The sequence below is a fragment of the Bradyrhizobium sp. CCBAU 11430 genome (assembly GCF_028128855.1).
GTDB lineage: Bacteria > Pseudomonadota > Alphaproteobacteria > Rhizobiales > Xanthobacteraceae > Bradyrhizobium > Bradyrhizobium ottawaense.
In genome coordinates this window covers 57,841-84,389 of the sequence record NZ_LBJV01000059.1, presented here as the reverse complement: position 1 = coordinate 84,389, position 26,549 = coordinate 57,841, and the positions used below count along the sequence as shown (strand labels likewise).

Genomic DNA, 26,549 nt, shown 5'->3' with positions numbered 1-26,549 from the left:
TCGCCTCCTTCCGCCATTTGAGACTGAACCGATGTCGTCACTCCCCGAAGCCAAACTGGACGTGCTCCTTGCACATCATGCCTCTCTCGAGGCCGAATCGTTGGGACAGCTCGCCTCCGAGCGCTACGTGCAGATCACGCGCGAGCTCGCCGAGATCACCCCGCTGATCGAAGCGGTGAAGGCATATCGGTCTGCCGTCAAAGAACTCGCCGACACCGAGGCGCTGATCGCCGATCCCGCGACCGATGCCGAGATGCGCGGCATGGCGGAAGCCGAGCGCGACGAGCTCGCGCCGAAAATCGAGGAGCTGGTCCAGAAGATTCGCGTTGCGCTGCTGCCCAAGGACGCCATGGACGACCGCAACGTGGTGCTGGAAATCCGCGCCGGCACCGGCGGCGACGAGGCTTCGCTGTTTGCCGGCGACCTGTTCCGGATGTACGAGCGCTTCGCTGCCTTGCAGGGCTGGAAGGTCGAGGTGATCTCGGCCAGCGAAGGCACCGTCGGCGGCTACAAGGAAATCATCGCGGAGGTGCAGGGCCGCGGCGCGTTCTCCAAGCTGAAGTTCGAGTCCGGCGTGCATCGCGTGCAGCGCGTGCCGGACACCGAGACGCAGGGGCGCATCCACACTTCGGCCGCGACGGTGGCCGTGCTGCCGGAGGTCGAGGACGTCGACGTCGACATCAAGAACGACGATTTGCGCATCGAGACCATGCGCGCGCAAGGCGCCGGCGGCCAGCACGTCAACAAGACCGAATCGGCGATCCGCATCACCCACATCCCGACCGGCATCGTGGTGATGATGCAGGACAGCCGGTCGCAGCACAAGAATCGCGCCTCGGCCATGAACATTCTGCGCTCGCGCATCTACGACGCCGAACGCCAGCGCGTCGATGCGGCACGGTCGGCCGAGCGCAAGGAGAAGGTCGGCTCAGGCGACCGCTCCGAGCGCATCCGCACCTACAATTTTCCGCAAGGCCGCGTCACCGACCACCGCATCAACCTGACGCTCTACAAGCTGCCGCAGGTGATCGCGGGCGAAGCGCTCGGCGAGTTGACCGACGCGCTGACCACCGAACACCAGGCCGCGCAGCTCGCCGCACAAGGCGCGGCAGCCTGATCCCTGCTCAGCGCACCTTTGCCAGGAACGATCGCAGGATCTTGCCCAATGCGGGTGCAGCGGCGCTCAGCTCGTCCAGGTGAATGCGCGAGAGCGAGCGAAGCTTCTGCTCGCCCTTGGCCGTCAGCTTGACCAGGACGCGCCTTGCATCCTCGGGATCGGCCTCCCGGCCGATCAGCTTCAACTTCGCCATGCGGTCCACCAGCTCCACCGCCGTATGGTGCCGGATCAGGAGGAAGCCGGCGATGTCGCCGACGCTGGCGCCGTTGGGGTCGGCCAATCCCTTGATCGCCAGCAGCGCCTGGTGCTGCTGCGGCGTCAATCCGGCGTTCTGGGCCGCCGCTTCGCTGAAGGCGAGGAAGGTGCGCAGCTGGTAGCGGAATTGGGCGAGCGCGGCGTAGTCAGCCTCGCGCATCGCGCCGCCCCTCGAGGGCGCAGCACGCGCCGTGCGTCCCGTCTTCCGCTTCGAGTCAGCCATTCCGTGCCTTTCGACCTCCGCCCGCCGGCGGAGCGGGCGCTGCCGAGACTAGCAAGGAAGGCGGGGCGGAACCACCGATGGGCCTCGCAGATGCACAAATATAGCGGGCTTTGCAGCCCTCCTATTCGAAGTTGGAGAGCAGGATCTTCACCAGGATGACCTGAAACGCGATCGGAATACGAACGCTCTTCCGCCTGATCGAGCGCTGGAGCGCACTGGCGATCTCGGCGCTGGTCAAGGCGCCTTCGGATGCATTCGTGATCAACTCGCCCCACATCTGCGACAGCGAGCCGCCGGGCGGGATCACCGGCTTGATGGTCACGCCGCAGCCCTGCGCCCAGTCCACGATCTCCCGCATGGTGTGAGGACCGCAATTGCGCGTCGTCGCAAGCCGCTCCGCCGTCAGTGCGAGCAGCAGCTCGCGCGAGGGCGACCAGGTCCCCTTCGGCGGCTGCTCGCCGGTGAGCTCGACCGCGAGCTCCTTCAGGACATTCTGGGCCCGCACGCTCAGTCTCTGCATCGGCACCGGCGTGCGTTTGGCCTGAACGGAGCCGATGGCCGGCCCCCGCTGCCCGGCGGACCGGCCGCGCGACTCCGGCATGCGCGAGGCATCGCCGGACTGCGGCGATGCGCGCTGGTCGCTTCCCTCCCCGGCAGGCCACGCCGCCTCCTGCCGCTCCGCCTCTTGCGGCCAGGACCGTCGCTTCCGGGTACCCGCTACTGTCGTCTGCCGCGGCATCTCTCTCGCCGAACCTGCCAATCTCGTACTCACAAAGGCTAATATATATCGTGATCCGATATGTTTTCACGCGATAATTTTCGTCGTTCGACCAAAGGCGAAATTGACAGATGGTGCTCACGAGCAATGTTTAGGTCCAGGAGCTACACGCGGATGTGACGCGCCCGGTGCAGGCAGGCCTTTCGAGGCCGGTTGCCGCCGGACAGGTCGTGTTTTGCCTGCAAACAAGAACGATATCCGGAGGAAACGATCATGACCGACCATCTCATTCGCCGTGGCCTCTCGCGCCGCGGCCTGCTCCAGACCACGGCAGGCCTCATCGGCGGCTCGGTGCTGCCTGCGATGCCGGCCTTCGCCGAGGACAAGCCGGCCGTCGGCTCCTATCCCGCGGGCGTTTCGGGCTCCACCGCCTTCATCGGCATCTCGGTGCCGCGCACCGGCACCTATGCCGTGCAGGGCGAGGACGAGCTCAAGGGCTATCAGCTCGCGATCGAGCACATCAACAGCGGTCACGACCTGATCAAGAAGATCTCGCCGAAGACCAGCAAGGGCGTGCTCGGCAAGGAGCTTAAATTCGGCGTCGCGGATTCCGCGGCCAAGCCGAACGAGGCGGTGCAGGCGCAGCAGCGCTTCATCAGCGAGAACAAGGCGATCATGATCACCGGCGGCACCTCGAGCGCCGTTGCGGTCGCGCTGAACAAGCTCGCCCAGCGCGAGAAGGTGATCTTCGTCTGCGGCATCTCCGGCTCGAACGACACCACCGGCAAGGACTGCGTCCGCTACGGCTTCCGCCAGAACTTCTTCGGCCAGACCGCCGCGGCGGCGATCGGCCCCGTCATGGTCAAGGAGTTCGGCAAGGGCAAAAAGGCTGCGTATCTCACGCCTGATTACACCTACGGTCACACCGTCACCAAGTCGATGCAGGACTTCCTTGCGACTGCCGGCTGGACCACCGTCACCAACCAGGTCGCGCCGCTCGGCGCGCCCGACTATTCCTCCTATCTGCTGAACGTCGCGAATTCCGGCGCCGACGTGCTGATCAACGTCAACTGGGGCCACGACGCGGTGCTGTCGACCCAGCAGGCCAAGCAGTTCGGCGTGCTCGACAAGATGAAGCTGGTCGTCCCCTACCAGGTGCCCTTCATCGCGCGCGAGACCGGCGGGCTGATGCAGGGCGTCTACGCCGCGACCGACTATTGGTGGACGCTCGAGGACAAGTTTCCGCTCGCCAAGATGTTCAACGAGGCCTTCGAGAAGAAGTACGGCTACAAGCCGGAATGGGGCGCGGAGAACGCCTATGTCAGCTTCGCGCACTGGGCCCGCATGTGCGAGCAGGCCGGCAGCTTCAACCCGCCCGACGTGATCAAGGCCTATGAGAAGGGCGAGACGCTGCCGTCCCTGGTCGGCGACGTGCATTACCGCCCCGAGGACCATCAGTGCGTCCGCCCGGTGATCATCGTCAAGGGCAAGCAGCAGAAGGACATGAAGACCAAGGAAGACTGGTACGATGTGGTCGAGATCGTGCCCGGCGAAGGCTTGATGCAGAAGCCGGACGCCTTTGGCTGCCATCCCGGCGACTACAGCTGAGCTCGCGCTAACCCCCTGTGACGCCGTAGGTCGCTTCCGGCTCCTGCGGCGTCACCCATTTTTGCGCACCGCCGGAACGCGCCACAACCGTGACCATTGCATGATTAGTTGGCCCAACCTCGTCTCGCAGCTCTTCAACGGGCTCGCGCTCGGCGCGCTGCTCGCGCTGATCAGCTCCGGCCTGACCATTATCTACGGCACGCTCGGCGTGCTCAACCTCGCGCATGGCGCGATGTTCATGATCGGCGGCTATGCCGGCTTCGTCGCCTACCAGTACACCGAATCGTTCATCCTCGCGGTGATCGCCGGCTCGCTGTTCGTGATGCTACTGGGCGTTGCGATGGAACGCGTCATCATTCGCCATTTCTATCATCGGCCGCACGAGGACCAGTTGCTCGTGACCTTCGGGCTCGGCATCTGCTTCGTCGAGATCATCCGGCTGATCTTCTCCAGCCAGTCGCAGCTGGTGCCGCCGCCGGCGATATTCCAGGGCATCACCAATCTCGGCTTCATGTTCTATCCGACCTACCGCCTCGCGGTGGTCGGCATCGTCGCGATCGCACTCGGCGCGCTGTTCATCATCCTCTACCGGACCCGTCTCGGCATGATCGTGCGGGCCGGCATCGAGGATTCCGTGATGGTGGATTCGCTCGGCATCAATGTCTACCGGGTCTTCATGGTGGTGTTCGGCATCGGCGCGATGGCCGCCGGCTTTGCCGGCATCGTCAACGCGCCGGTGGTGTCGCTGACGCCGGGCATCGGTGACGACATCCTGGTCCAGACCTTCGTGGTGGTGGTGATCGGCGGCGTCGGCTCGTTCCCAGGCGCGATCCTGGGCGGCCTGATCGCCGGCGAGATCATCAGCGTCACCTCCATGTTCAACCCCGGCTACGCCTATGTGATGCTGTTTGCGGCGATGACGCTCGTGCTCGTGGTGCGACCGCATGGCCTGCTCGGCGTCCAGGGCCGCGAGTGAGTGATCTCCTGATGCTCAAGCAACGCCCCTTCCTGATCGAGACGCTGACGGCCATCGGCCTGATCGTGGCTCCCTTCGTGCTGCCCCATCTCGGCTTCGCGCCCAACACCGTGAACCGGATCCTGGTCTGGGGCCTGTTCGGCCTCGGCTTCGACATCCTGTTCGGCTTCACGGGCCTGTTGTCGTTCGGCCAGGCCGCCTTCTACGGCACCGGCGGCTTCGTCGCCGCCTACCTCCTGACCCGCGCCGGCTTCGGCAACGTGCTGGGCGCGCTGATCATCGGCATGATCGCGGCGGCTGCGACCGGCTATCTGATCGGCCTGATCGCGCTCCGCCGCACCGGCATCTACTTCGCCATGATCACCGTGGCGATCGCAGAGGTGTTCTTCTTTGTCGAGTTCAATCCGCTCTCCGACTTCACCGGCGGCGAGAACGGCCTGCCGGGCGTGCCAACGCCGAGCTTCAATCTCGGCTTCACCACCGTCCACTTCACCAATGGCTGGTCGCTCTACCAGTTCATCGCGCTGTGCTATTTCATCGGCGTCATCATCGCGCTGAGGATCGTGCGCTCGCCGGTCGGCGCCGTCCTCAGCGCAATCCGCGACAATCCGCTGCGCGCCACCGCGGTCGGCCACAACATCCACGGCTACAAATTGACTGCTTTCGTGATCGCAGCCGCCTACGCCGGTTTCGCCGGCGGCCTGCTCGGCGTGCTCCAGGCCTTCATGCCGCCGGACGCCTTCACTTTCGACACGTCCGGCCAGCTGGTGATGCAGACCGCCATTGGCGGCCGAGGCACGCTGTTCGGGCCGCTGGTCGGCGCGACCGTCTGGCTCTTCCTCCAGGATTTCCTCCAGTCCGCGCTGGGCCTGGGTGCCGCCTGGAAGCTGGTGCTCGGCGTCGTGTTCGTGCTGCTGGTCTGCTTCCTGCGCGGCGGTATCATCGGCGGTCTTGCGGACCTTTATCGCCTTCTCTCCGGCAGGCGTAAGCGGAGCGATATGGAGGCCGAGCCGGACACTGAGACGACACTGCACCTTGCGCCCGCGCCGATGCAGGCCAAGGAGGTCGCGCACCCCGCCTATTCCGGGCCGATCCTGAAAGCCACCGGTCTCACCAAGCGCTATGGCGGCCTCGTCGCCAACAGCGACATCGATTTCAGCGTCAATCAAGGCGAGCTGCGCGGCATCATCGGCCCCAACGGCGCCGGCAAGTCGACCTTCTTCAAGATGCTGACCTGCGAGATCGCGCCGACATCGGGCCAGATCGTGTTCGAGGGACGCGACATCACGGGATTGAAGGTCACCGAGGTGTGCCAGCTCGGGCTCACCAAGAGCTACCAGGTCAACCAGCTCTTCACCGGGCTGACGGTACGGCAGAACCTGACGATTGCCGCGCTCGCCGAGCTGCGCGGCAAGTTCCGCCTCGATCTCTTCCGCAAGCTCTCCAGCGTCAAGGGCCTGGCGGAGCAGGTGGAGCATACGCTCGCTTTGGTCAATCTGACCCGCCGCGCCGACACGCCGGTCGCCGAACTCGCTTATGGCGAGAAGCGCCGGCTCGAGATCGGGCTCGCGCTGGCGACCTCGCCACGCCTGCTGCTGCTCGACGAGCCGCTCGCGGGCATGAGCCCGCGCGAGCGGGTCGAGACCGTCAAGCTGCTCAAATCGATCGCGCGCGGCCGCACCACGATCATCATCGACCACGACATGGATTCGCTGTTCGAGCTGGTCGAGCGCGTGACGGTGCTTCAGGAGGGCAAGGTGCTGCTCGACGGCACGCCGGAGGAAATCAGGACCAACGCCGCGGTGCAGGAGGCCTATCTCGGCGGCGTGCACGGGGAGATCGCCGCATGAGCCTGATCGAGGTCAACGGCCTGAACAGCTATTACGGGGATTCCCACATCCTGTTCGACGTCGCCATGCACGTCGAACGTCACGAGGTGGTGGCGCTGCTCGGCCGCAACGGCGCCGGCAAGAGCACGACGCTGAAGAGCCTGATGGGCGTCGTGACGCCGCGCAGCGGCAGCGTGAAGTTCGACGGCATCAATATCGCCGGACGCAGGAGCCACAGGATCGCGCAGGCGGGCATGCAGCTCGTGCACGAGGAGCGCCGTATCTTCGGCAGCCTGTCGGTGGAGGAGAACATCACCCTTGCCGGGATCACCGCGCCGAAACGCTGGCCGCTCGACCGCGTCTACGAGATGTTTCCGCGGCTGAAGGAGCGACGGAGCAACCGCGGCACCGAGCTCTCCGGCGGCGAGCAGCAGATGCTCGCGATCGCGCGGGCGCTGGTGCGCGATCCCAAGATCGTGCTGCTGGACGAGCCGTTCGAGGGGCTCGCGCCCGTCATCGTCCACGATCTCGTCAAGGCCTGCCGCGAGCTGGCGGCGGCCGGCCAGACCATCGTGCTGGTCGAGCAGAATTTGGCGGCGACGCTGGCGCTGGCAAGCCGGATCTACATCGTCAACAACGGCCACATCGTGCACGAGGGTCCGGCGCAGGAGCTCAAGGCCCAGCCGGAGCTGCTGCAGCGCTATCTCGGCGTCTAGCCACCCGCCGATCTCGGCTGTCAGGCTCAGCCGCCAAGCGCCGCGATCATCCGCTTGGCGTGATCGGCGAGCACGGCCATATCTTCCTTGCGCGTCTGCGCCGGCAAGAGATCGACGCCGGCCCTGACAGGCATGACGTGCATGTGCAGGTGAAGCACCACCTGCCCGCTGGCCGGCTCGCTGAACTGCTGGAGGATGATACCCTCCGCGTCAAACGCCTTCATCGCCGCAATCGCGATTCGCTTGGCCGTCCGGGCGACGGCGGCCAGATCGTCCTCCGCGATATCCAGGATGCCGCGCGCCGGCGCCCGCGGAATCACCAGCGTGTGTCCGGGCGCGCGCGGCATGATGTCGAGGAAGGCCAGACTGCGGTCGTCCCTGAAAACCTCGAAGCAGGGAATCTCGCCGCGCAGGATCTTTGCGAAGACGTTCTGATCGTCATAGGCCGTCATGGACCCCTCCACGCTTGCGAGGCGCGATCAAACGCGCTCCTTTCCGTTGACGCAAGCGAGCCGGCCGATCTATCCACGATGGCAGGCAGGATGGCTCCATTGGCGACAAATATCGATCCCGGACATAATGTCGAGAGTGCGCGGCGCGCGCTCGGGGCACGGCTGCAAGCGGCCGGCATCGAGCAGGCGGCCCTCGATGCGCGCCTGCTCGTCGGGGCCGCGTTGGAGCTCGATCTGACCGGTATGGTGACGCAGGCATCGCGACAACTCACGCCTGAGGAGACCACGCGGCTCGAACGATACGCGCAACGCCGGCTCGCGCATGAGCCGGTCGCCCGCATTCTCGGCGTGCGAGACTTCTGGGGCATGCCGTTGCGGTTGTCGGAGGCGACGCTGGTACCGCGGCCGGACACCGAGACCGTCGTCGAACTGGCGCTCGAGATCTTCTGGGGCCTGTCGATATCGGGGCGGCGCCCGCGAATCGCTGATATCGGCGTCGGATCGGGCGCCATCCTGCTCGCATTGCTGCGGGAGATTCCCGACGCGTTTGGCGTCGGCACCGATGTCAGCCCGACGGCGCTCGATACGGCGCGCGACAATGCGGCCGCCCTCGGCCTCGTCGATCGCGCCGGCTTCGTCGCCTGCTCCTATCTGACGGCGCTGCGCGGCCCGTTTGACCTCATCGTCTCGAACCCGCCCTATATTCCCTCCGCCGAAATTCCGAAACTGAGCATCGAGGTGCGCGAGCACGATCCGCATCTAGCGCTCGACGGCGGCAATGACGGATATGACGCCTATCGCGCCCTGATCCCGCAGGCCGCCGAGCGTCTCGCCCCCGGCGGAGCGCTGATCGTCGAGGCCGGACAGGGGCAGGCCAGAAATATTGAAACCTTGATGATAGCAGGCGCGTTAACGGTGGACAGGCCACCCAAGGCCGACCTGGGGGGCATTCTGCGGGCCGTTTCGGCCCGAAAAATGCCCCCATAAAAGCCGGATTGGCTTGCAAAAAGCTCTTGGAATATCCCTTGGGAACGACTACGTTCCGATCAACACATCGGTGCCGGCCCCGTAGACCTACGGGCGAAAGCCGGGCTCTCGGGCGAGAGCTTTACTGATAAAGGTTCCAAGCCGCAGGTCCTGTGAAGCGCGATAGCCATTGGAGCTGCGCTGCTCTCCGACCGCAAAGTGAACGAAAGCCTGATATTGCGCTTGAAGACTTACGCAACACAGCTGGGCTTGTTTCGGCAGGCAAAATGAATGGGTTCGCTGGCGATCAGTGCTGGCGGGTGGGGAACGCGTCCTTGTTTGAACGCGACGGTCGACGAACATCGGCAGGGTTCGATCCGCTCTTGGGCGCGGTGCGCGCGAGCGATGTGAACCGCTGTCCAGGTCACTCCTAGCAATCAAGTAATGCGTGCAACGTTTAGGGCTGGAATTAAAGGCAGGACATGAGAAACGGTCAGAACAAGCAGCGGATGCGCAACCGCAACAATAACAATAACAACAACAACCGGCGCAGCCAGAACCCGATGACCCGGGTCTACGAGTCCAACGGACCCGACATCAAGATCCGCGGCACCGCCTCGCACATCGCTGAAAAGTATCTCCAGCTCGCGCGCGACGCGCGCTCTTCCGGCGACCCCGTTGCAGCCGAGAACTACTACCAGCACGCCGAGCATTATTTCCGTCTGATCGCCGCGGCCCAGGAACAGTTCCGCCAGAATCAGCAGCCGCGCGGCGACGAGCCGATCAGCAGCAACAGCGACGACGGCGACGACGACGGCGAGAATTTCTCGAATTTCGGCCAGGAGCCGGGCTTCGTCCCGCAGCCGCAACAGCAGCAGCCCTTCGCGCGCGACCGCGACGGCCAGCGCGATCATCACCAGCGTGACCATCAGCAGCGCGAAAACCAGCCCTATCAGCGCGATCAGCAGCAACCGCGCGAGCACCGCGAGCGCGACCATCGCCCGCAGCCGCAATATCAGCCCCAGCCGCAACCGCAGAATCAGCCGCAGCCCGTCGTCACCGACACCGGCAGCGTCGATCGCCTGCCCTCCTTCATCACCGGCGCGCAGCCGCAGGTGAACGGCGGCGCGAATGGCGGCCAGGCCGGTTTCGAGGGCGGTGCCGGCGGTGGCGAACGCTTCCCGCGCCGGCGGCGCCGGCCGCATGGCCCGCGCCCCGAGCGCGAAGCAGCTCCGGCCGCGTCGGGCGATGATCTCGCGCCCAGCGAGTAAGTGAGCTTCTTCTGATCGACTGATCTGGAATCGTCCCGGCCTCGCCGGGACGATTTTGTTTTTGACGACCACCGGTCGCGGCAACGCTTGTGACCTAGCTGCGCGTCACCGTCGTCGAGGATGGCACCAGCACGGGCTTCGCGAGTGAGGGAATGAGCCGCGCCCGCTCGCGCTTGGCGGGGATCGCGCGGTAGACCTGCTTGGTCGCCTCCACGATATGGACGCCGGCAAAGGGCAGCGACAGTGCCGCACCGGCGCGCTCCCACATCTGCGCCGATTTCAGCACCCAGCCGCCGGCATAGGGCGGCATGAACAGCGCCTCGCCCCAGGCGGTCGGCGTGAACCAGGTCTGGCGCAGCAGGTCGGTGATCTGCGAGCGTGAATAGGGCCGGCCGTGACCGAACGGCGTGCTGTCGGTGCGGGTCCACACCCCGCGCCGGTTCGGGATCACCGCGATCACGCGCCCGGACGGCGACAGTACGCGCCAGACCTCGCGCAGCAGCGCGGCCGGATCGTCCGACATCTCCAGCGCGTGGACCAGCAGGATGCGGTCGACCGCGGCGTCGGAAAGCGGCAGCGAGAATTCGTCGACCAGAGAGGCCAGCGCCGGCCGTCCCGTCGGCCATTTCAGGACGCCCTGGGCCGCCGGCATGAAGGCGAGGCAGCGCTCGGCGTCTTCGCGGAACAACCCCAGATAGGGGGTGGGATAGCCGAGGCCGAGCACGCGGTGGCCCTCCGCCCTCGGCCAGCGTTCCCTGATGCCGCGATTGATCATTTGCCGCGCCACGATCCCGAGGCGGCGGGAATAGAACTCGCGGAGGTCGACGACGTCGATGGTCATGACGGCAATGTAACATGCGCGAGACCGCCGCCGCGCGCGGAATATTGCATTGCCTGCGCAACGTTAACGCCATATTTGTCTGGCGGGGCTGAGCCCGATGGAGATGACATGGCCGCCGAAATTCGTACTTTCAGCTGTTTAAACGACAATTTCGGCTATCTGATCCACGATGTGGAAACCAAGGCGACGGCGTCGATCGACGCGCCCGAGGCCGGCCCCATCCTGGCAGCGCTGGAGCGCGAGGGCTGGCAGCTCACAGACATCCTGATCACCCATCATCACGGCGATCATGTCGGCGGGGTCGCCGAACTCAAGCAGAAATACAACTGCCGCGTCGTCGCGCCGCACGACAAGACCACGAAAATTGCGGACGTCGATCTGCGTGTTGCCAATGCCGACGTGATCAAGATCGGCAATTTGCTGGCGCGCGTCCTGGAGACGCCCGGCCACACGCTCGACCACATCTCCTACGTGTTCGACACCGAGAAGACGGTGTTCGCCGCCGACACGCTGTTCTCGATCGGCTGCGGCCGGGTGTTCGAGGGCACCTATCCGATGATGTGGGATTCGCTTCTGAAGCTGCGTGCCCTGCCCGACGACTTCAAGCTCTATTGCGGCCACGAATACACGGCCTCCAACGTCAAGTTCGCGCTCACCGTCGATCCCGACAATGCGGCGCTCCAGGCGCGTGCAGCGGAGGTGACGAGGCTCCGGGCCGAGAACAAGCCGACCATTCCCACGCTGCTTGGCGACGAGAAGCGGGCCAACGTGTTCCTGCGCGCCGATGAGCCGCAGGTCGCGGCAAGGCTGCACATGAAGGGCGCGGATGCCGCCGCAGTCTTCGGCGAGCTGCGCGAGCGCAAAAACAAGTCCTGAAGTACAAGTCCTGCAGAAGAAAGTCCTGACTGGATCGATGCCGACTGCAGCCGAGATCATCGCGCGCCTCGAACTCCGTCCGCATCCCGAGGGCGGCCACTATCGCGAGACGTTTCGCGACCAGACCACGGACGCCAACGGGCGTTCGCGCTCGACCCTGATCTACTTCCTGCTGGCACGCGGCGAGCGTTCGCACTGGCATCGCGTCGACGCGGTCGAGACATGGCACTATTACGCCGGCAGTCCCTTGATGCTGCGCATCGCCCACGACGGCTGCTCGCAGCACCAGGTGCGGCTCGGCACTGACCTTGCGAATGGAGACCGGCCGCAGGCGATCGTGCCGGCACAGGCCTGGCAATCGGCGGAGACGACGGGCGAGTGGACGCTGGTCGGCTGCACCGTGGCCCCGGCATTCGAATTCGCAGGCTTCGAGCTCGCACCACAGGGCTGGGAGCCGTAGTCCCGCACCGTCATTCCGGATTCGCCCGGAATGACGATCACCGCTTCCGTAGCACCATATCCTTCGCGGCAATCAAACCGCCGCCGGCAATCAGGATCGCAGCAATCGCGATGTTGGCGCTGGCCTTGGCGAAACCGGCGGCGATGAGGAAGCCGGTCGAGAGCAGCGGCGTCGCGTAGGAGGCAGCGCCGAGCACGCGGATGTCACCGCGCTTCATGCCGATGTCCCAGGCGTAGAACGCGGCACCGACGGGACCGATGCCGAGCGCGATCACCGAGAGCCATTGCAGCGTGGTCTCCGGCCAGACGGTGGTCTCGAGCAGGCCATGCATCAGCGTGGCAAGCACGGCGGTGGCCAGACAGAATCCGGCGACCGCATCGGTCGGAACGGCCTTGAGCCGGCGCGACAGCACCGAATAGGCCGCCCAGACGAACGCGGCGATGAAGGCCGCAGCCAATCCCGGCACCTGCCCCGCCACGAAGCCGGAGGTGTTGCCGGCGAACAGCAGCACGGTGCCGACAAGGCCGAGCATCGCGCCGACGATGTGATGGAGGGCGAGCCGCTCGCCCGGCAGGAAGGACGAGAACAGCACGATCAGCAGCGGCCACAGATAATTCAGCAGGCCGGCTTCGGCCGGCGGCGCAAAGCGCAGCGCGAGAAAATACAGCGCGTGATAGCCGAACAGGCCGCCGACGCCGACAGCCCAGACGACCAGCGGCTGACGCAGGCTCTTCGCCGCCTCGCCGCGGCCGATCCAGGTGAGCAGGCCGACCAGGCCGCCGATCGCGAAGGTCATCGCGGCGAGCTGGAACGCCGGGATCGTTCCGGTCGCCACCGTCATCACCGACAGCAGCGACCACATCAGGATCGCGGTCAATCCGATCAGCGTGGCTGTGCGCGGGGTCATTGACGAAGGCTCTGAGGACAACGATGCCCGGCACGAGGCCGGGCATTGTCGTCTTCACTAACGCCTTGTCGCGCCTGAAGCTACAGGCTTTTGACCTGAAGGCTTGGCGCCATATCAGGCCTGATACTGGCCGCCATTGATGGTCATCGTCGAGCCCGTGATGAAACCGGCTTCGTCGGCCGCCAGGAACACGACCGCCCGCGCGATCTCCTCGGGCTCGCCGAGCCGGCTGACCGGGATCTGCGGGATCACGTTCTTCTCCAGGACGTCCTTCGGCACCGCCTGCACCATTTCGGTGTTGATGTAGCCGGGGCAGATCGCATTGACGGTGATGCCGCCCTTGGCATTCTCCAGCGCGAGCGCCTTGGTGAAGCCGATGTCGCCGGCCTTCGCCGCGGAATAATTGACCTGACCGAACTGCCCCTTCTGGCCGTTGATCGACGAGATCGAGATGATGCGGCCGAACTTGCGCGAACGCATGCCCTCGATGACCTGGCGCGTCATGTTGAAGAGCGAGCCGAGATTGGTGTTGATGACCGCGTTCCACTGCTCCAGCGTCATCTTGTGGAAGGCGGTGTCGCGAGTGATGCCGGCATTGTTGACGAGCACCTCGATCGGTCCGAGTTCGGCCTCGACCTTCTTCACGCCCTCGGCGCAGGCATCGAAACTGCTGACGTCCCATTTGTAGACGGCGATGCCGGTCTCGGCCTTGAACTTCTCCGCCGCCGTATCGTTGCCGGCATAGCTCGCCGCAACCTTGTATCCCGCCGCCTTCAGTGCCTTGCTGATCGCAGCACCGATGCCCCGCGTACCACCCGTGACCAATGCAACACGTGCCATGTCGTATTCCTTCCCTTGGACTCTTCGGACGTTTCTGAAGCGATTGTTTTTTAACGTTGGATTATGCGGTTGGTTTGACGGACATCAAGAACAAAACGCCCGGCGTTGAGCCGGGCGTTTGTATTTAGTCGAGGCCTGCAAGATTGCGAAGAATATTTGATTTGCAACCGCTGCCTTTTTAGTCGCGTGCAACGCACGCATTGACGTGTGCAGCGCACGCGCAAACTGCGCGTAAGCTACGTGTCAGCCATCTTCAGTCGCGCGCGATGCACATCGCGATGCCCATGCCGCCGCCGATGCACAGCGTGGCGAGGCCCTTCTTCGAATCGCGCTTCTGCATCTCGTGCAGCAGCGTCACCAGGACGCGTGCGCCGGACGCTCCGACCGGATGACCGATCGCGATCGCGCCGCCGTTGACATTGACCTTGGAGGTATCCCAGCCGAGATCCTTGTTGACGGCGCAGGCTTGCGCCGCGAAGGCCTCGTTGGCCTCGATCAGGTCGAGATCGCCGACATTCCAGCCGGCCTTCTTCAGCGCGGCGCGCGAGGCCGGGATGGGGCCGGAGCCCATGATCTTCGGATCGACGCCGGCCTGCGCCCAGGACACGATCCGGGCGAGCGGCTTCTTGCCTTCCTTGGCGGCCTGCTTGGCGGTCATCAGCACCACGGCGGCGGCGCCGTCATTGATGCCGGATGCCGAGCCCGCGGTGACCGTGCCGTCCTTCTCGAAGGCGGGCTTGAGCTTGGCCATGCCGTCGAGCGTGGCGCCATGACGCGGATATTCGTCGGCGCTGACGACGATGTCGCCCTTGCGGGTCTTGATGGTGACGGGAACGATCTCGTCGGTGAACTTGCCGGCCTTCTGCGCCGCTTCGGCCTTCTGCTGCGAGGCGACCGCGAACTCGTCCTGCTGGGCGCGGGTGATCTGCCACTGCCGTGCGACGTTCTCGGCGGTGTTGCCCATGTGGTAGCCGTTGAAGGCATCCCACAGGCCGTCCTTGATCATGGTGTCGACGAACTCGACAGGACCCATCTTGACGCCGCCACGCAGATACTGGGCGTGCGGGGCCATGCTCATGGATTCCTGGCCGCCGGCGACCACGATCTCGGAATCGCCGTTAAGCAGCGCCTGGTAACCGAGTGCGACCGTGCGCAGGCCCGAACCGCAAAGCTGGTTGACGCCCCAGGCCGGGCTCTCCACCGGAATACCGGCGGCGATCGAGGCCTGACGGGCCGGGTTCTGGCCCTGGGCGGCGGTCAGGATCTGACCCATGATGACTTCCGAGACCCGACCGGGCTCGATGCCACCGCGCTCCAGCGCGGCCTTAATGGCAATGGCGCCGAGATCGTGGGCGGGAAGTGTCGCGAACGCTCCGTTGAAGCTTCCGACCGGGGTGCGGGCGGCGCTGACGATGACGACATCGTCTGACATGGGCATCTCCTGAGGCTTGAGGTTTCTTGAAAGGGGCAGGCGGGGCTTTGAGAAAACGGCTCGCCAGTCTCGTCAGCCATCCTGTTAACGTCGTTGAGGCATGTCAATCGGCCGGCGACCGAATTCATACCGCAGCGCATTCAAAATAGCGTTCTTGGCGCTTTCGCAAGCAAGATTTTGCTCTGCGATTAACCGTGCCGCACAAAACGGTAGCGTGAGCCCTTTGAAAATGCTTATTTTGTTGCGTTGCGTACTCTTCCCGCCCTGCGGCATAGCCCGCTCGGTTCCCGTTCTCCGCGCTTGCAAGTGAGAGCCCATGGCGAAATCAGACCAACCCACGACCATCAAGAAATACGCGAACCGCCGGCTCTATAACACCGGAACGAGTACCTATGTGACGCTGGAAGACCTCGCCGCGATGGTCAAGGATGGCGAAGATTTCCTGGTCTATGACGCCAAGACCGGCGACGACATCACCCGCTCCGTGCTCGCCCAGATCATCTTCGAGCAGGAGAACAAGGCCGGCCAGAACCTGCTCCCGACCACCTTCCTGCGCCAGCTCATCCGCTTCTACGGCGACAGCATGCAGATGGTGGTGCCGAAATATCTGGAGCAGTCGATTGCGACCCTGACCCAGGAGCAAGAGAAGTTCCGCAAGCAGATCGCCAACACCCTGTCCGGCACTCCTTTTGCTCCTCTGGAAGAACAAGTCCGCCGGAACATGGAGCTGTTCCAGCAGACCTTCTCGATGTTCAAGCCGTTTGCTCCCAATGCGGGCCGTCCGGCGGCCGCCGCCGAGCCGGAGTCCGACGCGAACGCCGAGACGCCGAAGGACAGCAACATCGACGATTTGCGCCAGCAGATGAAGGACATGCAGGAGCGCCTCGAGCGCATGTCGAAGAAGGACGAGTAGGACCTTTCGCGTCGACCAGCGCGTCCGCCCGCGGCGGGCGCGCGATTGGCAATTTCGCGCGCGCCTACCATTTCTTCCTCACCGGCTTTAACCCAGTCATCCTCGCGCAACGGCGAAGCCGTTGTCGCTGGAGGCCTCCGCTCCGGCGCCTCAGGATGACGGGTTGACACGCACGGAGCGCGCGATGCCCGACCGCACCATGCATTGGGACAACGTCTACGCCACCAAGGGCGAGGCCGAGGTCAGCTGGTTTCAGGATAGCCCGACGATCTCGCGCGACATGATCCGCGCTGCCAATCCGGATCGCGACGCGGCGATCATCGATATCGGCGGGGGCGCTTCGCGGCTGGTCGATGCTCTTCTTCAAGACGGATATCGCGATCTCACCGTGCTGGACCTCTCCGCCAACGCGCTCGACGCGGCGAAGACGCGAATCGGTCGGGCCTCTTCCGCGGTCGACTGGATCGTCGCCGACGCCACGGCTTGGCGGCCGGCCAGGACTTACGATGTGTGGCACGACCGCGCGGCGTTTCACTTCCTGACCGACCCGCACGACAGGGACGCCTATGTCCAGCGCCTGCGATCCGCGATTGCGCCTGGCGGCCAGATCATCATCGCGACCTTTGCGCCCGACGGTCCGGAGAAATGCAGCGGCTTGCCGGTGCAACGCCATGACAGCGCCAGCCTTGCTGCGGAGCTCGGGCCGGATTTCGAGCTGGTCGAGACGCGCCGCGAGACGCATCATACGCCTTGGGGCTCGACGCAGGCGTTTCAGTTCAGCCGGTTTCGAAAGCGCAACTAAGATCAGCTGTCATGCCCCGCGAAGGCGAGGCATCCAGTACGCCGAGGCCCATCGGTTCAATCACTGCCGTCTCTGGAATACTGGATGACAGCGGAGTAAATGGCAGCTACGCCGCCAGCTTCACCGCATGCGCGAAGTCCCAATAGAGCTTGCGCGCACGGGTGTAGAACGGGCCCGGCTTCAGCTCACGCTCGTCGATGCGGATCACCGGGGCGACCTTGGCGAAATTGCCGGTGGAGAAGATCTCGTCGGCAGCCAGGAAGTCGGCATAGCGCAGCGTCTTCTCGACCACGGTGACGCCGTCGCCGCGAAGCAGGGTGATGACGCGCTGGCGCGTGATGCCGTTGAGGAAGGTGCCGTTCGGTACCGGCGTATAGACCACGCCGTCCTTGGCCATGAACACGTTGGAATTGCCGAACTCGGCGACGTTGCCGAGCATGTCGAGCATCAACGCGTTCTGGAAGCCGCGCGAGGCGGCTTCCGCGAGCGCACGCGAATTGTTCGGGTAGAGGCAGGCCGCCTTGGCCTCGACCGGGGCGCATTCGGCGGTCGGCCTGCGGAATGGCGACAGGGTGATGGCGTTGCCGACGGGTTTGGGCATCGGCGCCTCGTAGATGCACAGGCACCAATTGGTGGTCTCGGGGTCGAACAGCACGCCGCCGCCCGAGCCGTTCTGCGCCCAATACATCGGACGGACGTAGAGCTCTGCATTGGCCGCAAAGCGGGCAATGCCTTCGGTCGCGAGCGTGAGCCAGGTGCCGGTATCGACTACCGGCTTCAGGCCAAAATTGATCGCGGATTGATTGGCGCGGGCGACGTGACGATCGAGATCGGGCGCAACACCCTCGAACGCGCGTGCACCGTCGAACACGATCGAGCCGAGCCAGGCCGCATGCGTGCGCGGGCCCATGATCGGCACATTGCCGTCGTGCCATTTACCCTCGAAGAAGGTCCAGCTCGGCGAATATTCGATCGGCTTCCTGATCTCGGCCATATCAGGCCTCCCTTGGCATGCTGCCGCAATATAGCGCCACTATTGGACGCAACATCTAAATGATTCCCTGCGCGGAATTGGTGGTTTACCCTCTCCTGCCAGGGGAAAAAGGAAGCAGCATGTCGCTCGATCCGCTCGCAAAGCGCCTGTTGACCATGATGGCTGCGGCTGGGCCGCGGGCGAGGGGCCGGCCGAGCGTGGAGGCGCGGCGGCAATCGCTGGCGAAGCTGATGCAGTTCGCGCGCACCGATGCGCCGGACGTGACGGTGCGCGACGGTATGATGCCCGGCCGCGCCAGCGAACTGCCCTATCGGCTCTACACGCCTGCAAATGCCGATCAGCGTGCGCCGGGCTTCGTGTTCTTCCATGGCGGCGGCATGGTCGCGGGCGGCATTGCCACGCATGATCGCATCGCGGCGGCGCTGGCGCATGCCACCGGCTGCCGCCTCGTCTCGGTCGACTACCGGCTCGCACCGGAGCACAAATTCCCTGCCGCCGTCGATGACGCGATTGCCGCCACCGAATGGGTCGCGCGCGAGGCCGAATCGCTCGGCATCGATGCGGACCGTCTGGTGGTCGGCGGCGATTCCGCGGGTGCAACGCTCGCTGCGATCGTGTGCCAGGAGGCAGCGCAGACCGCCGGCCTCGCCATCGCCGCTCAATGCCTGATTTGCCCGGTGCTGGATTTCGAGGAAACCTCGCCCTCACGAGAGGCCTTTGCCGAGGGCCATCTGATCGACCGCGTCACGATCGAGGCCGATCTCTCCGACTATCTGCCTGACGGTATCGACACCGCCGATCCCCGCGTTTCTCCCTTGCGGGCAACACGGCTCACGGGTCTGCCGACCGCGATCATCCACACGGCCGAGTACGATCCGATGCGCGATGAAGGCAATGCCTATGCCCGCAAGCTGCTCGCCGCGGGCGTCGCCGTCGAGCATGTCTGCCACGACGGCATGGTTCACAATTTCCACGCCATGGGCGCGATCCTGCCGCAGGCGCAGCTGGTGCTGTCGCAGATCGGCGAGCAGGTGCGACGAGCGGTTGCGAGGTAAGAGCGCGTATCAGGCGCGCGCATCGATAACGGCCCTCGCTGCCACAACATAGTCAGGCCAATGCGCGTCCGCATAACGTTCGGCCTGCCGGGCGCAGGTGACGTCGGGCGCATGCGCCGCGGCGATCAGGCGCGCAAAGCGTTCTTCGGCAACCGTCGCGTCATCGCGCACTGGCGCGGGTGCGGCCGCGACAGCGGTCGGAGCGACGGCGAGCCCCGCCATTCCGGCGAGCAGGATGCGGCGTGACGTGGTCATGACTGTCGTCCTCCATTGCCCGGCCTGCACTCTGGCCGGCGAAAAGCGTATCGGTGCAATCACGACAGGGTAGCCGCGCCCGTCGATGCCGTCCATCGTTTGCGGATAGCGCTTGACCACGGGAGCGATCACGTTCCATCTAGCACACGATTTCGCCACACAGTCCCCGCGCGTCGGATTGTCACGTGCCCAGTCACTGCCTATCGCATCGTCCGGCTCTGCGCACTGTCGCAATGGGACTGGCCTGTCTGGCGATTTCGACCAGCGCCGCCTGCTCCGCCGAAGCCGAGGAGGACGCACCGGCAAAGCCGGCGGTCCCGAACATCTATCTCGATCTGCGCACGACCTACGCGACGATTCCGGCGGGCACGCTCGGGCTCGGCTTCGGCAACACGTCACTGTCGGCCGCGCTCGAGGCTTTGGCGGTGCGCAGAGGCGCAGCGCCGTCGAACGGCTTGCCGGCCGCGAAATCGATTGCCGTCGACCTGCCGCTGACCGTCGACGTCAACGACCGCGTCTCGCTCTATGGCGGCGTGTCGGGCTCGACGACCGACATCGGCGGCGGCTGGTCGACGTTCGACGTCACAAGCTGGAACATTGGCGTGCAGGCCGACCTCTATCGGCAGAATGGCGGCTCGATCCCGACCATCACTTTGCAATCGACCCTGACGCAATCGGTGCCGAACGATCAGGGCATGACCAATTCGTTCAACAACATCCTGGAATTCGACTACGCCCTCGACGAGGACGAGACGCGCGGCGGGCTGGCCGGCGTGCAGTACACCACCACCACCATCGCCAGTCCGTTCGCCAGCATCCGGCCCAACACGATCCTCTATGCCGGCGGCTATTACCAATGGCCGAGCAACTGGAAGTTCACCGGGCGCCTCGGCATGCAGTCGTTCGGCGGGGCGCAGCTCGCGGGCCGGACGCTGGCGGAGTCCTTCACGCAGCCGATCCTGCGGCTCGACCTCGATCGCATGGACGACAACGACAACCGCCTGTTCGGCATCACCGCGCAGATCACGTGGATGCCGAAGCCGTCCTACCAGGTGACCTTGCGAACGCCGCTCTATGCGATCCGCAACTGACTGGGATCATGGTGGATAGGTGGTAAACCGGATCTCCCGAGACCAGCCTGTCTCGTGCAAGGACCGTGGCCGATCGCATCCGCAAACGTGTGATGAGCGCGCAAATCGTCGCCTGCGAAATTCAGTTCGGCCTCACCGTGAGCGTCGGGATCGCCGAGGCCGCAGTCAGCATGTCCGGCATCGACGCGCTGATGGGCGCGGCCGATCATGCGCTCTACCAGGCCAAGGCCGAGGGCCGCAACCGCTGCATCGCCTTCGCGCCCCCGCCGCCTGCAAGCAAGGCGGCGGAGTGATCGAAGGACGCGGCTTTTAGTCCGGCACCGGCACGTCGAACGTGTTGAGCGTGACCGACACCATGCAATAGACGCCGACGAGATAGGACAGTTCGGCCGCGCCGTGCTCGCCGAACTCCTTCACGGCGGCGCGCCAGGTCAATTCCGGCAGCACGCCGCCACTGACCAGCGCGGACGCCACGTCATACGCGATGGCCTCCTGCCTGGTGAGATCCACCGGCCGCTGACCGGCGACGATGGTCGCGAGCTTTTCGTCAGACAGGCCGCGCTGCTCGGCGACCAGCACATGGGCATAGAGCTCGTAACCGGAGCGGAAGTGCGAGCCGGTGACGAGGATGGCGACCTCGCGCACCGGGGCCGGCAGCAGCGGGTTCGACGCGATCGCCTTGACCAGCTCCCACACCGGCTTGCCGAAGCGCGGCTCGCGGACCCAGGGATTCCAGGGCCCGAGCAGCGCCCCGTCGTCGCGCATGTTCACGAAGCCCTTGAAGTGGTCCTTGATGCCGGCTCGCATGTCGTCATAGAGCGGCTTCTGTTCGTCGGTCAGATCCTTCGGATCGAGAATGGGAAGGCGCACGGTGGAGATCTCCTCGTTGAGAATACGAGGCTTGCCCGCAGGTGCGCGCAACGCAAGTGAAGTTGCCGTGACATCGCACGCCAGGCGGGCGTTCCGACAAATTCGATTATATCGCCTCGGGGCCTCGTGCGCTCTGGGGATTTGCGAAATCGTCGACGGCGAGCGTCAGCGGCTCACCTGTCGCGAGAAACGACGACAAATTGGCCTCGAACGGCGTCGGATCGAGCCCGCGCGCCTTCAGCCAAGCGGGCTCGTAATAGGTCTGCCGATAGCGCTCGCCGGAATCGCAGATCAGCGTCACCAGCGATCCCGTCGCGTTCGACTGGCGCATCTCCGAGGCAAGCCGGCACAGCGCCAGGAAATTTGTGCCGGTGGAGCCGCCCACCGGGCGGCGCAGCCGGCGCGACAACACGTTCATCGCCGCGATCGTGGCCGCATCCGGGATCTTCATCATGCGGTCGACCACACCAGGCACGAAGGACGGCTCGCAGCGCGGACGGCCGACGCCCTCGATCAGCGACGGGCGGTCGCACACACGAGACCGGTCCTGCGAGCGGAAGCAATCGAAGAAGGCGGAATGCTCGACATCGGCAACGCAGAGCCGCGTCGGATATTGGCGATAGCGCAGATAGCGTCCGATGGTGGCCGAGGTGCCGCCGGTGCCCGCGCCCATCACGATCCAGTCCGGCAACGGCCGCGGCTCGCCCTGCAATTGCGTGAAGATCGATTCAGCGATGTTGTTGTTGCCGCGCCAGTCCGTCGCGCGCTCGGCGAAGGTGAACTGGTCCATGTAATGGCCGTTCAGGCGCGCGGCGAGCGCGGCGGCCTCCGCATACAGCGCGCGGCCGTCGTCGATCAGATGGCAATTGCCGCCATAATGCTCGATCGCGGCGATCTTCTCCGCCGAGGTCGTGCGCGGCATCACGGCGTAGAAGGGCACGCCGATCATCTGCGCGAAATAGGCCTCCGACACCGCGGTCGACCCGGACGAGGCCTCGACGACGGGCGTGCCTTCACGGATGTGGCCGTTGCAGAGCGCGTAGAGGAACAGCGAGCGCGCGAGGCGATGCTTCAGGCTGCCGGTCGGATGGGTCGACTCATCCTTCAGATAGATGTCGATGCCTGATAGCGCCGGCACGATCAGCCGGATCAGATGCGTGTCCGCTGTGCGGCACTGGTCGGCCTCGATCGCGGCCACGGCCTCGTCGACCCAGCCGCGCCGATAGGCCGGTCCGGCCGGATTGTGCGGGCGGAAGGGAAATGTCTGCATCGAGCGAATCTCTCACGACACGCATTGCGCATCAAGGGCGCGCTCAAAATTCCAGCGGCGCGTTGTCGACGACTTCCTTCATCACGAAGAAGGTGCGGGTCTGGCGCACGCCGGGCAGTGCGATGAGCTGCTCGCCATGGATGCGGTTGAAATCCTCCATGTCGCCGACGCGGATCTTGAGGAAATAGTCGAAGTCGCCGGCGACGAGGTGGCAGTCGAGCACGAATTTCAGCTTGGCGATCGCCTGCTCGAAGATCGCAAAGCTCTCCGGCGTCGAGCGGTCGAGCACGACACCGACCATCACCAACGTGCCCTTCGCCACCTTCTTCGGCGCGACCATGGCGCGCACAGTGGCGATGAACCCGTCCTCGAACAGGCGCTGGGTGCGGCGATGGCAGGTGGCGGGGCTGATTGCGACGGTTTCGGCCAGCTCGGCATTGCTCAGCCGACCGTTGTTTTGGAGCAATCTCAATATCTTAAGGTCGGTCCGATCGAGCCGCGCAGCCATGAAAGAAGCTCTCATAAACAGGTGATCTTCTGGAAGGATTATTAGCGTTTGCCACTATTTCCGCAAGAAATGGCGCAACATTGGCGCAATATTCGAGAGCACATTTTTCCGACGCGATGCTAGGCAGCTGCCAACGCCAACGCCAATCGGGATGACCCATGAAGCTGGACAAATTTCCGCGCTACCCGCTGACCTTCGGCCCCACGCCCATCGAGAAGCTGGAGCGGCTGTCAAAACATCTCGGCGGCAATGTCGAGGTCTACGCCAAGCGCGAGGACTGCAATTCCGGCCTCGCCTATGGCGGCAACAAGCTGCGCAAGCTCGAATACATCATCCCCGACGCGATCGCGTCCAACGCCGACACGCTGGTCTCGATCGGCGGCGTGCAGTCGAACCACACCCGCATGATCGCCGCCGTCGCCGCCAAGATCGGAATGAAGTGCCGCCTGGTGCAGGAAGCCTGGGTGCCGCACGAGGACGCGGTCTATGACCGTGTCGGCAACATCATGCTCTCGCGCATCATGGGCGCCGACGTGCGCCTCGTCGACGACGGCTTCGACATCGGCATCCGCAAGAGCTGGGAGCAGGCGATCGACGAGGTGAAGGCGGCGGGCGGCAAGCCCTACGCGATTCCCGCCGGCGCCTCCGTGCACAAGTTCGGCGGCCTCGGCTATGTCGGCTTCGCCGAAGAGGTGCGCAAGCAGGAAGCCGAGCTTGGCTTCAAGTTCGACTACATCGTCGTCTGCACCGTCACCGGCTCGACCCATGCCGGCATGCTGGTCGGCTTCGCCGCCGACGGCCGCGCCCGCAAGGTGATCGGCATCGATGCGTCCTTCACGCCGGCGCAGACGAAATCGCAGGTGCTCGAGATCGCGCAGAACACCGCAAAGCTGGTCGAGCTCGGCAAGGACCTCGTCACTGAGGACGTCGTGCTGATCGAGGACTACGCCTATCCCGCCTACGGCGTGCCGTCGGAAGAGACCAAGGAAGCGATCCGCCTCACCGCGCGTCTCGAAGGCATGATCACCGACCCCGTCTACGAGGGCAAGTCGATGCAGGGCCTGATCGACCTCGCGCAGAAGGGCTATTTCGAGAAGGGCGCGAAGATTCTGTACGCGCATCTCGGCGGCGCGCCCGCGCTGAACGGGTATGCCTACGCGTTTAGGAATGGGTGAGGCTGCGCCGTACCTCGCGCCTCCACTCGCTGTCGTCCCGGGCAAGCGGAAGCGCAGACCCGGGACCCATAACCCCAGGGAGACGTTTGGCGAAGAACGTCTCCCCGCGTGCCCCAAGATAAATCACGCGGTATGGATCCCGGATCTGCGCTTCCGCTTGTCCGGGATGACGAGAAGCCCTACCGCGTCCTGACGATCTGCAGCAGCTCGTCGCCATAATGCTCGAGCTTCTTGTCGCCGATGCCGGGCACGTTGCGCAGCTCGTCGAGTGTCGTCGGCCAGGCCCGGACGATGCCGTCGATGGTGGCATCGTGCAGCACCACATAGGCCGGCACACCGCGCTCGCGCGCAATGTCCGAACGCCACGAGCGCAGCCGCGCGCGCAGTTCGGGATCGACATCGCCTTGCGGGGCGTTGGCGTCGGGCGCAAGGTCGCCGCGGCGGGATTTGCCGCGGCTTGCGCGAAGGCGCGTGCCGGGCGCTTCCTCGCGCAGCCACACCTCGGTCTCACCGCGCAACACGCCGCGCGCGGTCTCGGTCAACTTCAGCGCGCCATAGGCTTCGCTGTCGCTCTGCAAATGCCCCATCGCCACGAGTTGCCGCAGCACGGTGCGCCACTGCTTTTCGTTGAGCTCGCGTCCGATGCCGAACACGGACAATTTGTCGTGGCCGAACTGCGTCACCTTCTCGGTCAGGCGCCCGACCAGCACGTCGATCAGATGCATCGCGCCGAAACGTTGCCCGGTGCGATAGACGCACGACAGCAGCTTCTGCGCCAGCACCTTGCCGTCGCGCATTTTCGGCGGCGTCAGGCAGTTGTCGCAATTGCCGCAGCTCTCGCCCATCACGATCTCGCCGAAATAGGCGAGCAGCCGCCGACGCCGGCAGTGCGGCGTCTCGGCAAGGCCGACCAGCGCATCGAGCTTGCCGATCGAGACTCGCTTGAATTCGTCGGAGGCGCTGGATTCGTCGATCATGCGACGCTGCTGCACGATGTCGGAGAGGCCGTAGGCCATCCAGGCCGCCGACGGCTTGCCGTCGCGACCGGCGCGCCCGGTCTCCTGGTAATAGGCCTCGATGCTCTTGGGCAGGTCGAGATGGGCGACGAAGCGCACGTCGGGCTTGTCGATGCCCATGCCGAACGCGACGGTCGCGACGATGACGATGCCGTCCTCGTTGAGGAAGCGGTCCTGGTTGCGCGAACGCACCTGGCTGTCGAGCCCGGCGTGATATGGCAGCGCGGCTATGCCGGCCTCGTCGAGCGCGGCGGCGACCTCCTCGACACGGTTGCGGGACAGGCAATAGACCACGCCGGCGTCCCCGGCATGGCGCTCCCGGATGAACTCCTTCAGCTGCGACACCGCACTGCGCTTGTCGACGATCTCGTAGCGGATGTTGGGCCGGTCGAAGCTGGAGACGAACTGCGGCGAGTCCGTGAGCTGAAGCCGCGCAACGATCTCCTTGCGCGTCAACTCGTCGGCGGTCGCGGTCAGCGCGATGCGCGGCACGTCGGGGAACCGTTCGGCGATGATGGAGAGGCCGACATATTCGGGGCGGAAGTCGTGGCCCCATTGCGAGACGCAATGCGCCTCGTCGATCGCGAACAGCGCCACCTTGGCCTGCGCCAGCAGCGACAGGCACCGCGGCGTCACCAGGCGTTCCGGCGCGACATAGAGCAGATCGAGATCGCCCGCGAGCAGGCGCCGCTCGATGTCGGAGGCCTCCTGCAGCGTCAGCGACGAATTCAGCGCGGCGGCGTTGACGCCGGCCTCGAGCAGGCCGGCAACCTGGTCGCGCATCAGGGCGATCAACGGCGACACCACGATGCCGCAGCCTTCGCGCAGCAGGGACGGCAGCTGATAGCACAACGACTTGCCGCCGCCGGTGGGCATCAGCACCAGGCAATTGCCGCCGTCCGTGACGTGCCGGATGATCTCGCCCTGCGAACCGCGAAAGCCCGGCAGGCCGAACACCGAATGCAGCACCGACAGCGCATCGCGGCCGTTGGCCGGCGCAGGTCGCGGGGCGGTGGAAGGGGCATTCATGGGCGTTCGGGGAACAAGGCCAAGAGATTCGTCACAAGGCCAGTCGCATGCTGGCGTCGGCGTGGCAAGAGCGTTTGAGGGTCG

The 26,549-nt window shown here is 65.1% G+C and carries 28 protein-coding genes; 15 read left to right on the top strand and 13 right to left on the bottom strand.

The features are described from left to right. The first annotated feature begins 31 nt into the window (after positions 1-31). Positions 32-1,117: a peptide chain release factor 1 gene (prfA, locus tag XI04_RS19335; RefSeq protein WP_028141901.1), complete on the top strand. Its 1,086-nt coding sequence runs from the start codon at positions 32-34 to the stop codon at positions 1,115-1,117. 7 nt (positions 1,118-1,124) lie between these two features. Here the strand turns inward: prfA and XI04_RS19330 are convergent, their stop codons facing one another. Together XI04_RS19330 and XI04_RS19325 are read right to left on the bottom strand one after the other, a co-directional pair. Then, the gene (locus XI04_RS19330) at positions 1,125-1,595 is read right to left on the bottom strand and encodes a MarR family winged helix-turn-helix transcriptional regulator (RefSeq protein ID WP_028141902.1); all 471 of its coding nucleotides are present in this window, start codon (positions 1,593-1,595) and stop codon (positions 1,125-1,127) included. A 121-nt stretch (positions 1,596-1,716) separates the two neighbouring features. Beyond that, positions 1,717-2,196, bottom strand: a complete 480-nt coding sequence (locus tag XI04_RS19325) for a hypothetical protein (RefSeq protein WP_049801891.1) — start codon at positions 2,194-2,196, stop codon at positions 1,717-1,719. Positions 2,197-2,586: 390 nt separating this feature from the next. Here XI04_RS19325 and XI04_RS19320 point away from each other — a divergent pair, with 390 nt between their 5' ends. The 4 genes from XI04_RS19320 (at position 2,587) to XI04_RS19305 (ending at position 7,442) form a co-directional block, all read left to right on the top strand. After that, positions 2,587-3,921: a substrate-binding protein gene (locus XI04_RS19320; RefSeq protein ID WP_038950268.1), complete on the top strand. Its 1,335-nt coding sequence runs from the start codon at positions 2,587-2,589 to the stop codon at positions 3,919-3,921. A 100-nt stretch (positions 3,922-4,021) separates the two neighbouring features. Continuing rightward, positions 4,022-4,897 carry a branched-chain amino acid ABC transporter permease gene (locus tag XI04_RS19315; protein ID WP_026202378.1) on the top strand — a complete coding sequence of 292 codons (876 nt, stop codon included), beginning with the start codon at positions 4,022-4,024 and terminating at the stop codon, positions 4,895-4,897. 11 nt (positions 4,898-4,908) lie between these two features. Continuing rightward, entirely contained in the window at positions 4,909-6,747 is a 1,839-nt protein-coding gene (locus tag XI04_RS19310; RefSeq protein WP_271623749.1) for a branched-chain amino acid ABC transporter ATP-binding protein/permease, read from the top strand. Then, a complete protein-coding gene (locus XI04_RS19305; RefSeq protein WP_038972809.1) occupies positions 6,744-7,442 on the top strand; it encodes an ABC transporter ATP-binding protein in 699 nt (232 codons plus the stop codon). Before XI04_RS19310 ends, XI04_RS19305 begins: the two co-directional genes overlap by 4 nt. Positions 7,443-7,468: 26 nt before the next feature. Here the strand turns inward: XI04_RS19305 and XI04_RS19300 are convergent, their stop codons facing one another. Further along, entirely contained in the window at positions 7,469-7,894 is a 426-nt protein-coding gene (locus XI04_RS19300; protein WP_038950266.1) for an HIT family protein, read from the bottom strand. A 90-nt stretch (positions 7,895-7,984) separates the two neighbouring features. On the opposite strand from XI04_RS19300, the gene prmC reads away from it, so the two are divergent. Together prmC and XI04_RS19290 are read left to right on the top strand one after the other, a co-directional pair. Beyond that, the gene (gene prmC, locus XI04_RS19295) at positions 7,985-8,881 is read left to right on the top strand and encodes a peptide chain release factor N(5)-glutamine methyltransferase (RefSeq protein ID WP_271623748.1); all 897 of its coding nucleotides are present in this window, start codon (positions 7,985-7,987) and stop codon (positions 8,879-8,881) included. Between the two features lie 461 nt (positions 8,882-9,342). Then, on the top strand, positions 9,343-10,131 hold the full coding sequence (locus XI04_RS19290) for a DUF4167 domain-containing protein (protein ID WP_038972811.1): 789 nt from the start codon (positions 9,343-9,345) through the stop codon (positions 10,129-10,131). A 94-nt stretch (positions 10,132-10,225) separates the two neighbouring features. On the opposite strand, the gene XI04_RS19285 is transcribed toward XI04_RS19290, so the two are convergent. Further along, a complete protein-coding gene (locus XI04_RS19285) occupies positions 10,226-10,972 on the bottom strand; it encodes a class I SAM-dependent methyltransferase (RefSeq protein ID WP_271608721.1) in 747 nt (248 codons plus the stop codon). 108 nt (positions 10,973-11,080) lie between these two features. On the opposite strand from XI04_RS19285, the gene gloB reads away from it, so the two are divergent. Together gloB and XI04_RS19275 are read left to right on the top strand one after the other, a co-directional pair. Beyond that, complete coding sequence (gene gloB / locus XI04_RS19280; RefSeq protein ID WP_028141911.1) at positions 11,081-11,848, top strand: hydroxyacylglutathione hydrolase; 768 nt, start codon at positions 11,081-11,083, stop codon at positions 11,846-11,848. 37 nt (positions 11,849-11,885) lie between these two features. Then, entirely contained in the window at positions 11,886-12,308 is a 423-nt protein-coding gene (locus tag XI04_RS19275) for a cupin domain-containing protein (RefSeq protein WP_018320528.1), read from the top strand. 37 nt (positions 12,309-12,345) lie between these two features. On the opposite strand, the gene yddG is transcribed toward XI04_RS19275, so the two are convergent. The 3 genes from yddG to XI04_RS19260 all read right to left on the bottom strand — a co-directional run bounded on the left by yddG (position 12,346) and on the right by XI04_RS19260 (position 15,487). Continuing rightward, positions 12,346-13,215, bottom strand: a complete 870-nt coding sequence (yddG, locus tag XI04_RS19270; protein ID WP_271608719.1) for an aromatic amino acid exporter YddG — start codon at positions 13,213-13,215, stop codon at positions 12,346-12,348. A 114-nt stretch (positions 13,216-13,329) separates the two neighbouring features. Beyond that, positions 13,330-14,055: an acetoacetyl-CoA reductase gene (gene phbB / locus XI04_RS19265; protein ID WP_028141913.1), complete on the bottom strand. Its 726-nt coding sequence runs from the start codon at positions 14,053-14,055 to the stop codon at positions 13,330-13,332. A 253-nt stretch (positions 14,056-14,308) separates the two neighbouring features. Continuing rightward, the gene (locus tag XI04_RS19260) at positions 14,309-15,487 is read right to left on the bottom strand and encodes an acetyl-CoA C-acetyltransferase (protein WP_028141914.1); all 1,179 of its coding nucleotides are present in this window, start codon (positions 15,485-15,487) and stop codon (positions 14,309-14,311) included. A 316-nt stretch (positions 15,488-15,803) separates the two neighbouring features. Between XI04_RS19260 and phaR the strand changes: the two genes are divergently transcribed. Further along, positions 15,804-16,400: a polyhydroxyalkanoate synthesis repressor PhaR gene (gene phaR / locus XI04_RS19255; RefSeq protein WP_038950262.1), complete on the top strand. Its 597-nt coding sequence runs from the start codon at positions 15,804-15,806 to the stop codon at positions 16,398-16,400. Between the two features lie 184 nt (positions 16,401-16,584). Further along, on the top strand, positions 16,585-17,202 hold the full coding sequence (locus XI04_RS19250; RefSeq protein WP_028141916.1) for a class I SAM-dependent methyltransferase: 618 nt from the start codon (positions 16,585-16,587) through the stop codon (positions 17,200-17,202). A gap of 106 nt (positions 17,203-17,308) precedes the next feature. Here the strand turns inward: XI04_RS19250 and XI04_RS19245 are convergent, their stop codons facing one another. Beyond that, complete coding sequence (locus tag XI04_RS19245) at positions 17,309-18,196, bottom strand: branched-chain amino acid aminotransferase (RefSeq protein WP_028141917.1); 888 nt, start codon at positions 18,194-18,196, stop codon at positions 17,309-17,311. Positions 18,197-18,315: 119 nt separating this feature from the next. Here XI04_RS19245 and XI04_RS19240 point away from each other — a divergent pair, with 119 nt between their 5' ends. Next, positions 18,316-19,251 carry an alpha/beta hydrolase gene (locus tag XI04_RS19240; RefSeq protein WP_152102069.1) on the top strand — a complete coding sequence of 312 codons (936 nt, stop codon included), beginning with the start codon at positions 18,316-18,318 and terminating at the stop codon, positions 19,249-19,251. Between the two features lie 9 nt (positions 19,252-19,260). On the opposite strand, the gene XI04_RS19235 is transcribed toward XI04_RS19240, so the two are convergent. Further along, positions 19,261-19,506, bottom strand: a complete 246-nt coding sequence (locus XI04_RS19235; RefSeq protein WP_038974719.1) for a hypothetical protein — start codon at positions 19,504-19,506, stop codon at positions 19,261-19,263. A 218-nt stretch (positions 19,507-19,724) separates the two neighbouring features. Between XI04_RS19235 and XI04_RS19230 the strand changes: the two genes are divergently transcribed. Together XI04_RS19230 and XI04_RS19225 are read left to right on the top strand one after the other, a co-directional pair. Continuing rightward, complete coding sequence (locus tag XI04_RS19230; protein ID WP_271623751.1) at positions 19,725-20,597, top strand: hypothetical protein; 873 nt, start codon at positions 19,725-19,727, stop codon at positions 20,595-20,597. A 47-nt stretch (positions 20,598-20,644) separates the two neighbouring features. Further along, the gene (locus XI04_RS19225) at positions 20,645-20,890 is read left to right on the top strand and encodes a diguanylate cyclase (RefSeq protein WP_271608745.1); all 246 of its coding nucleotides are present in this window, start codon (positions 20,645-20,647) and stop codon (positions 20,888-20,890) included. A gap of 16 nt (positions 20,891-20,906) precedes the next feature. Here the strand turns inward: XI04_RS19225 and XI04_RS19220 are convergent, their stop codons facing one another. The 3 genes from XI04_RS19220 to XI04_RS19210 all read right to left on the bottom strand — a co-directional run bounded on the left by XI04_RS19220 (position 20,907) and on the right by XI04_RS19210 (position 23,245). Further along, on the bottom strand, positions 20,907-21,467 hold the full coding sequence (locus XI04_RS19220; protein WP_038950256.1) for a carboxymuconolactone decarboxylase family protein: 561 nt from the start codon (positions 21,465-21,467) through the stop codon (positions 20,907-20,909). A gap of 106 nt (positions 21,468-21,573) precedes the next feature. Further along, on the bottom strand, positions 21,574-22,737 hold the full coding sequence (locus XI04_RS19215; protein ID WP_271623747.1) for a PLP-dependent cysteine synthase family protein: 1,164 nt from the start codon (positions 22,735-22,737) through the stop codon (positions 21,574-21,576). A gap of 43 nt (positions 22,738-22,780) precedes the next feature. Next, positions 22,781-23,245, bottom strand: coding sequence for an Lrp/AsnC family transcriptional regulator (locus tag XI04_RS19210; RefSeq protein WP_152102070.1), 465 nt, complete (start codon positions 23,243-23,245; stop codon positions 22,781-22,783). Positions 23,246-23,403: 158 nt separating this feature from the next. Between XI04_RS19210 and XI04_RS19205 the strand changes: the two genes are divergently transcribed. After that, on the top strand, positions 23,404-24,420 hold the full coding sequence (locus XI04_RS19205; RefSeq protein ID WP_038950252.1) for a 1-aminocyclopropane-1-carboxylate deaminase: 1,017 nt from the start codon (positions 23,404-23,406) through the stop codon (positions 24,418-24,420). Positions 24,421-24,599: 179 nt separating this feature from the next. Here the strand turns inward: XI04_RS19205 and recQ are convergent, their stop codons facing one another. Further along, complete coding sequence (gene recQ, locus XI04_RS19200) at positions 24,600-26,465, bottom strand: DNA helicase RecQ (RefSeq protein WP_152102071.1); 1,866 nt, start codon at positions 26,463-26,465, stop codon at positions 24,600-24,602. Positions 26,466-26,549: the final 84 nt, after the last annotated feature.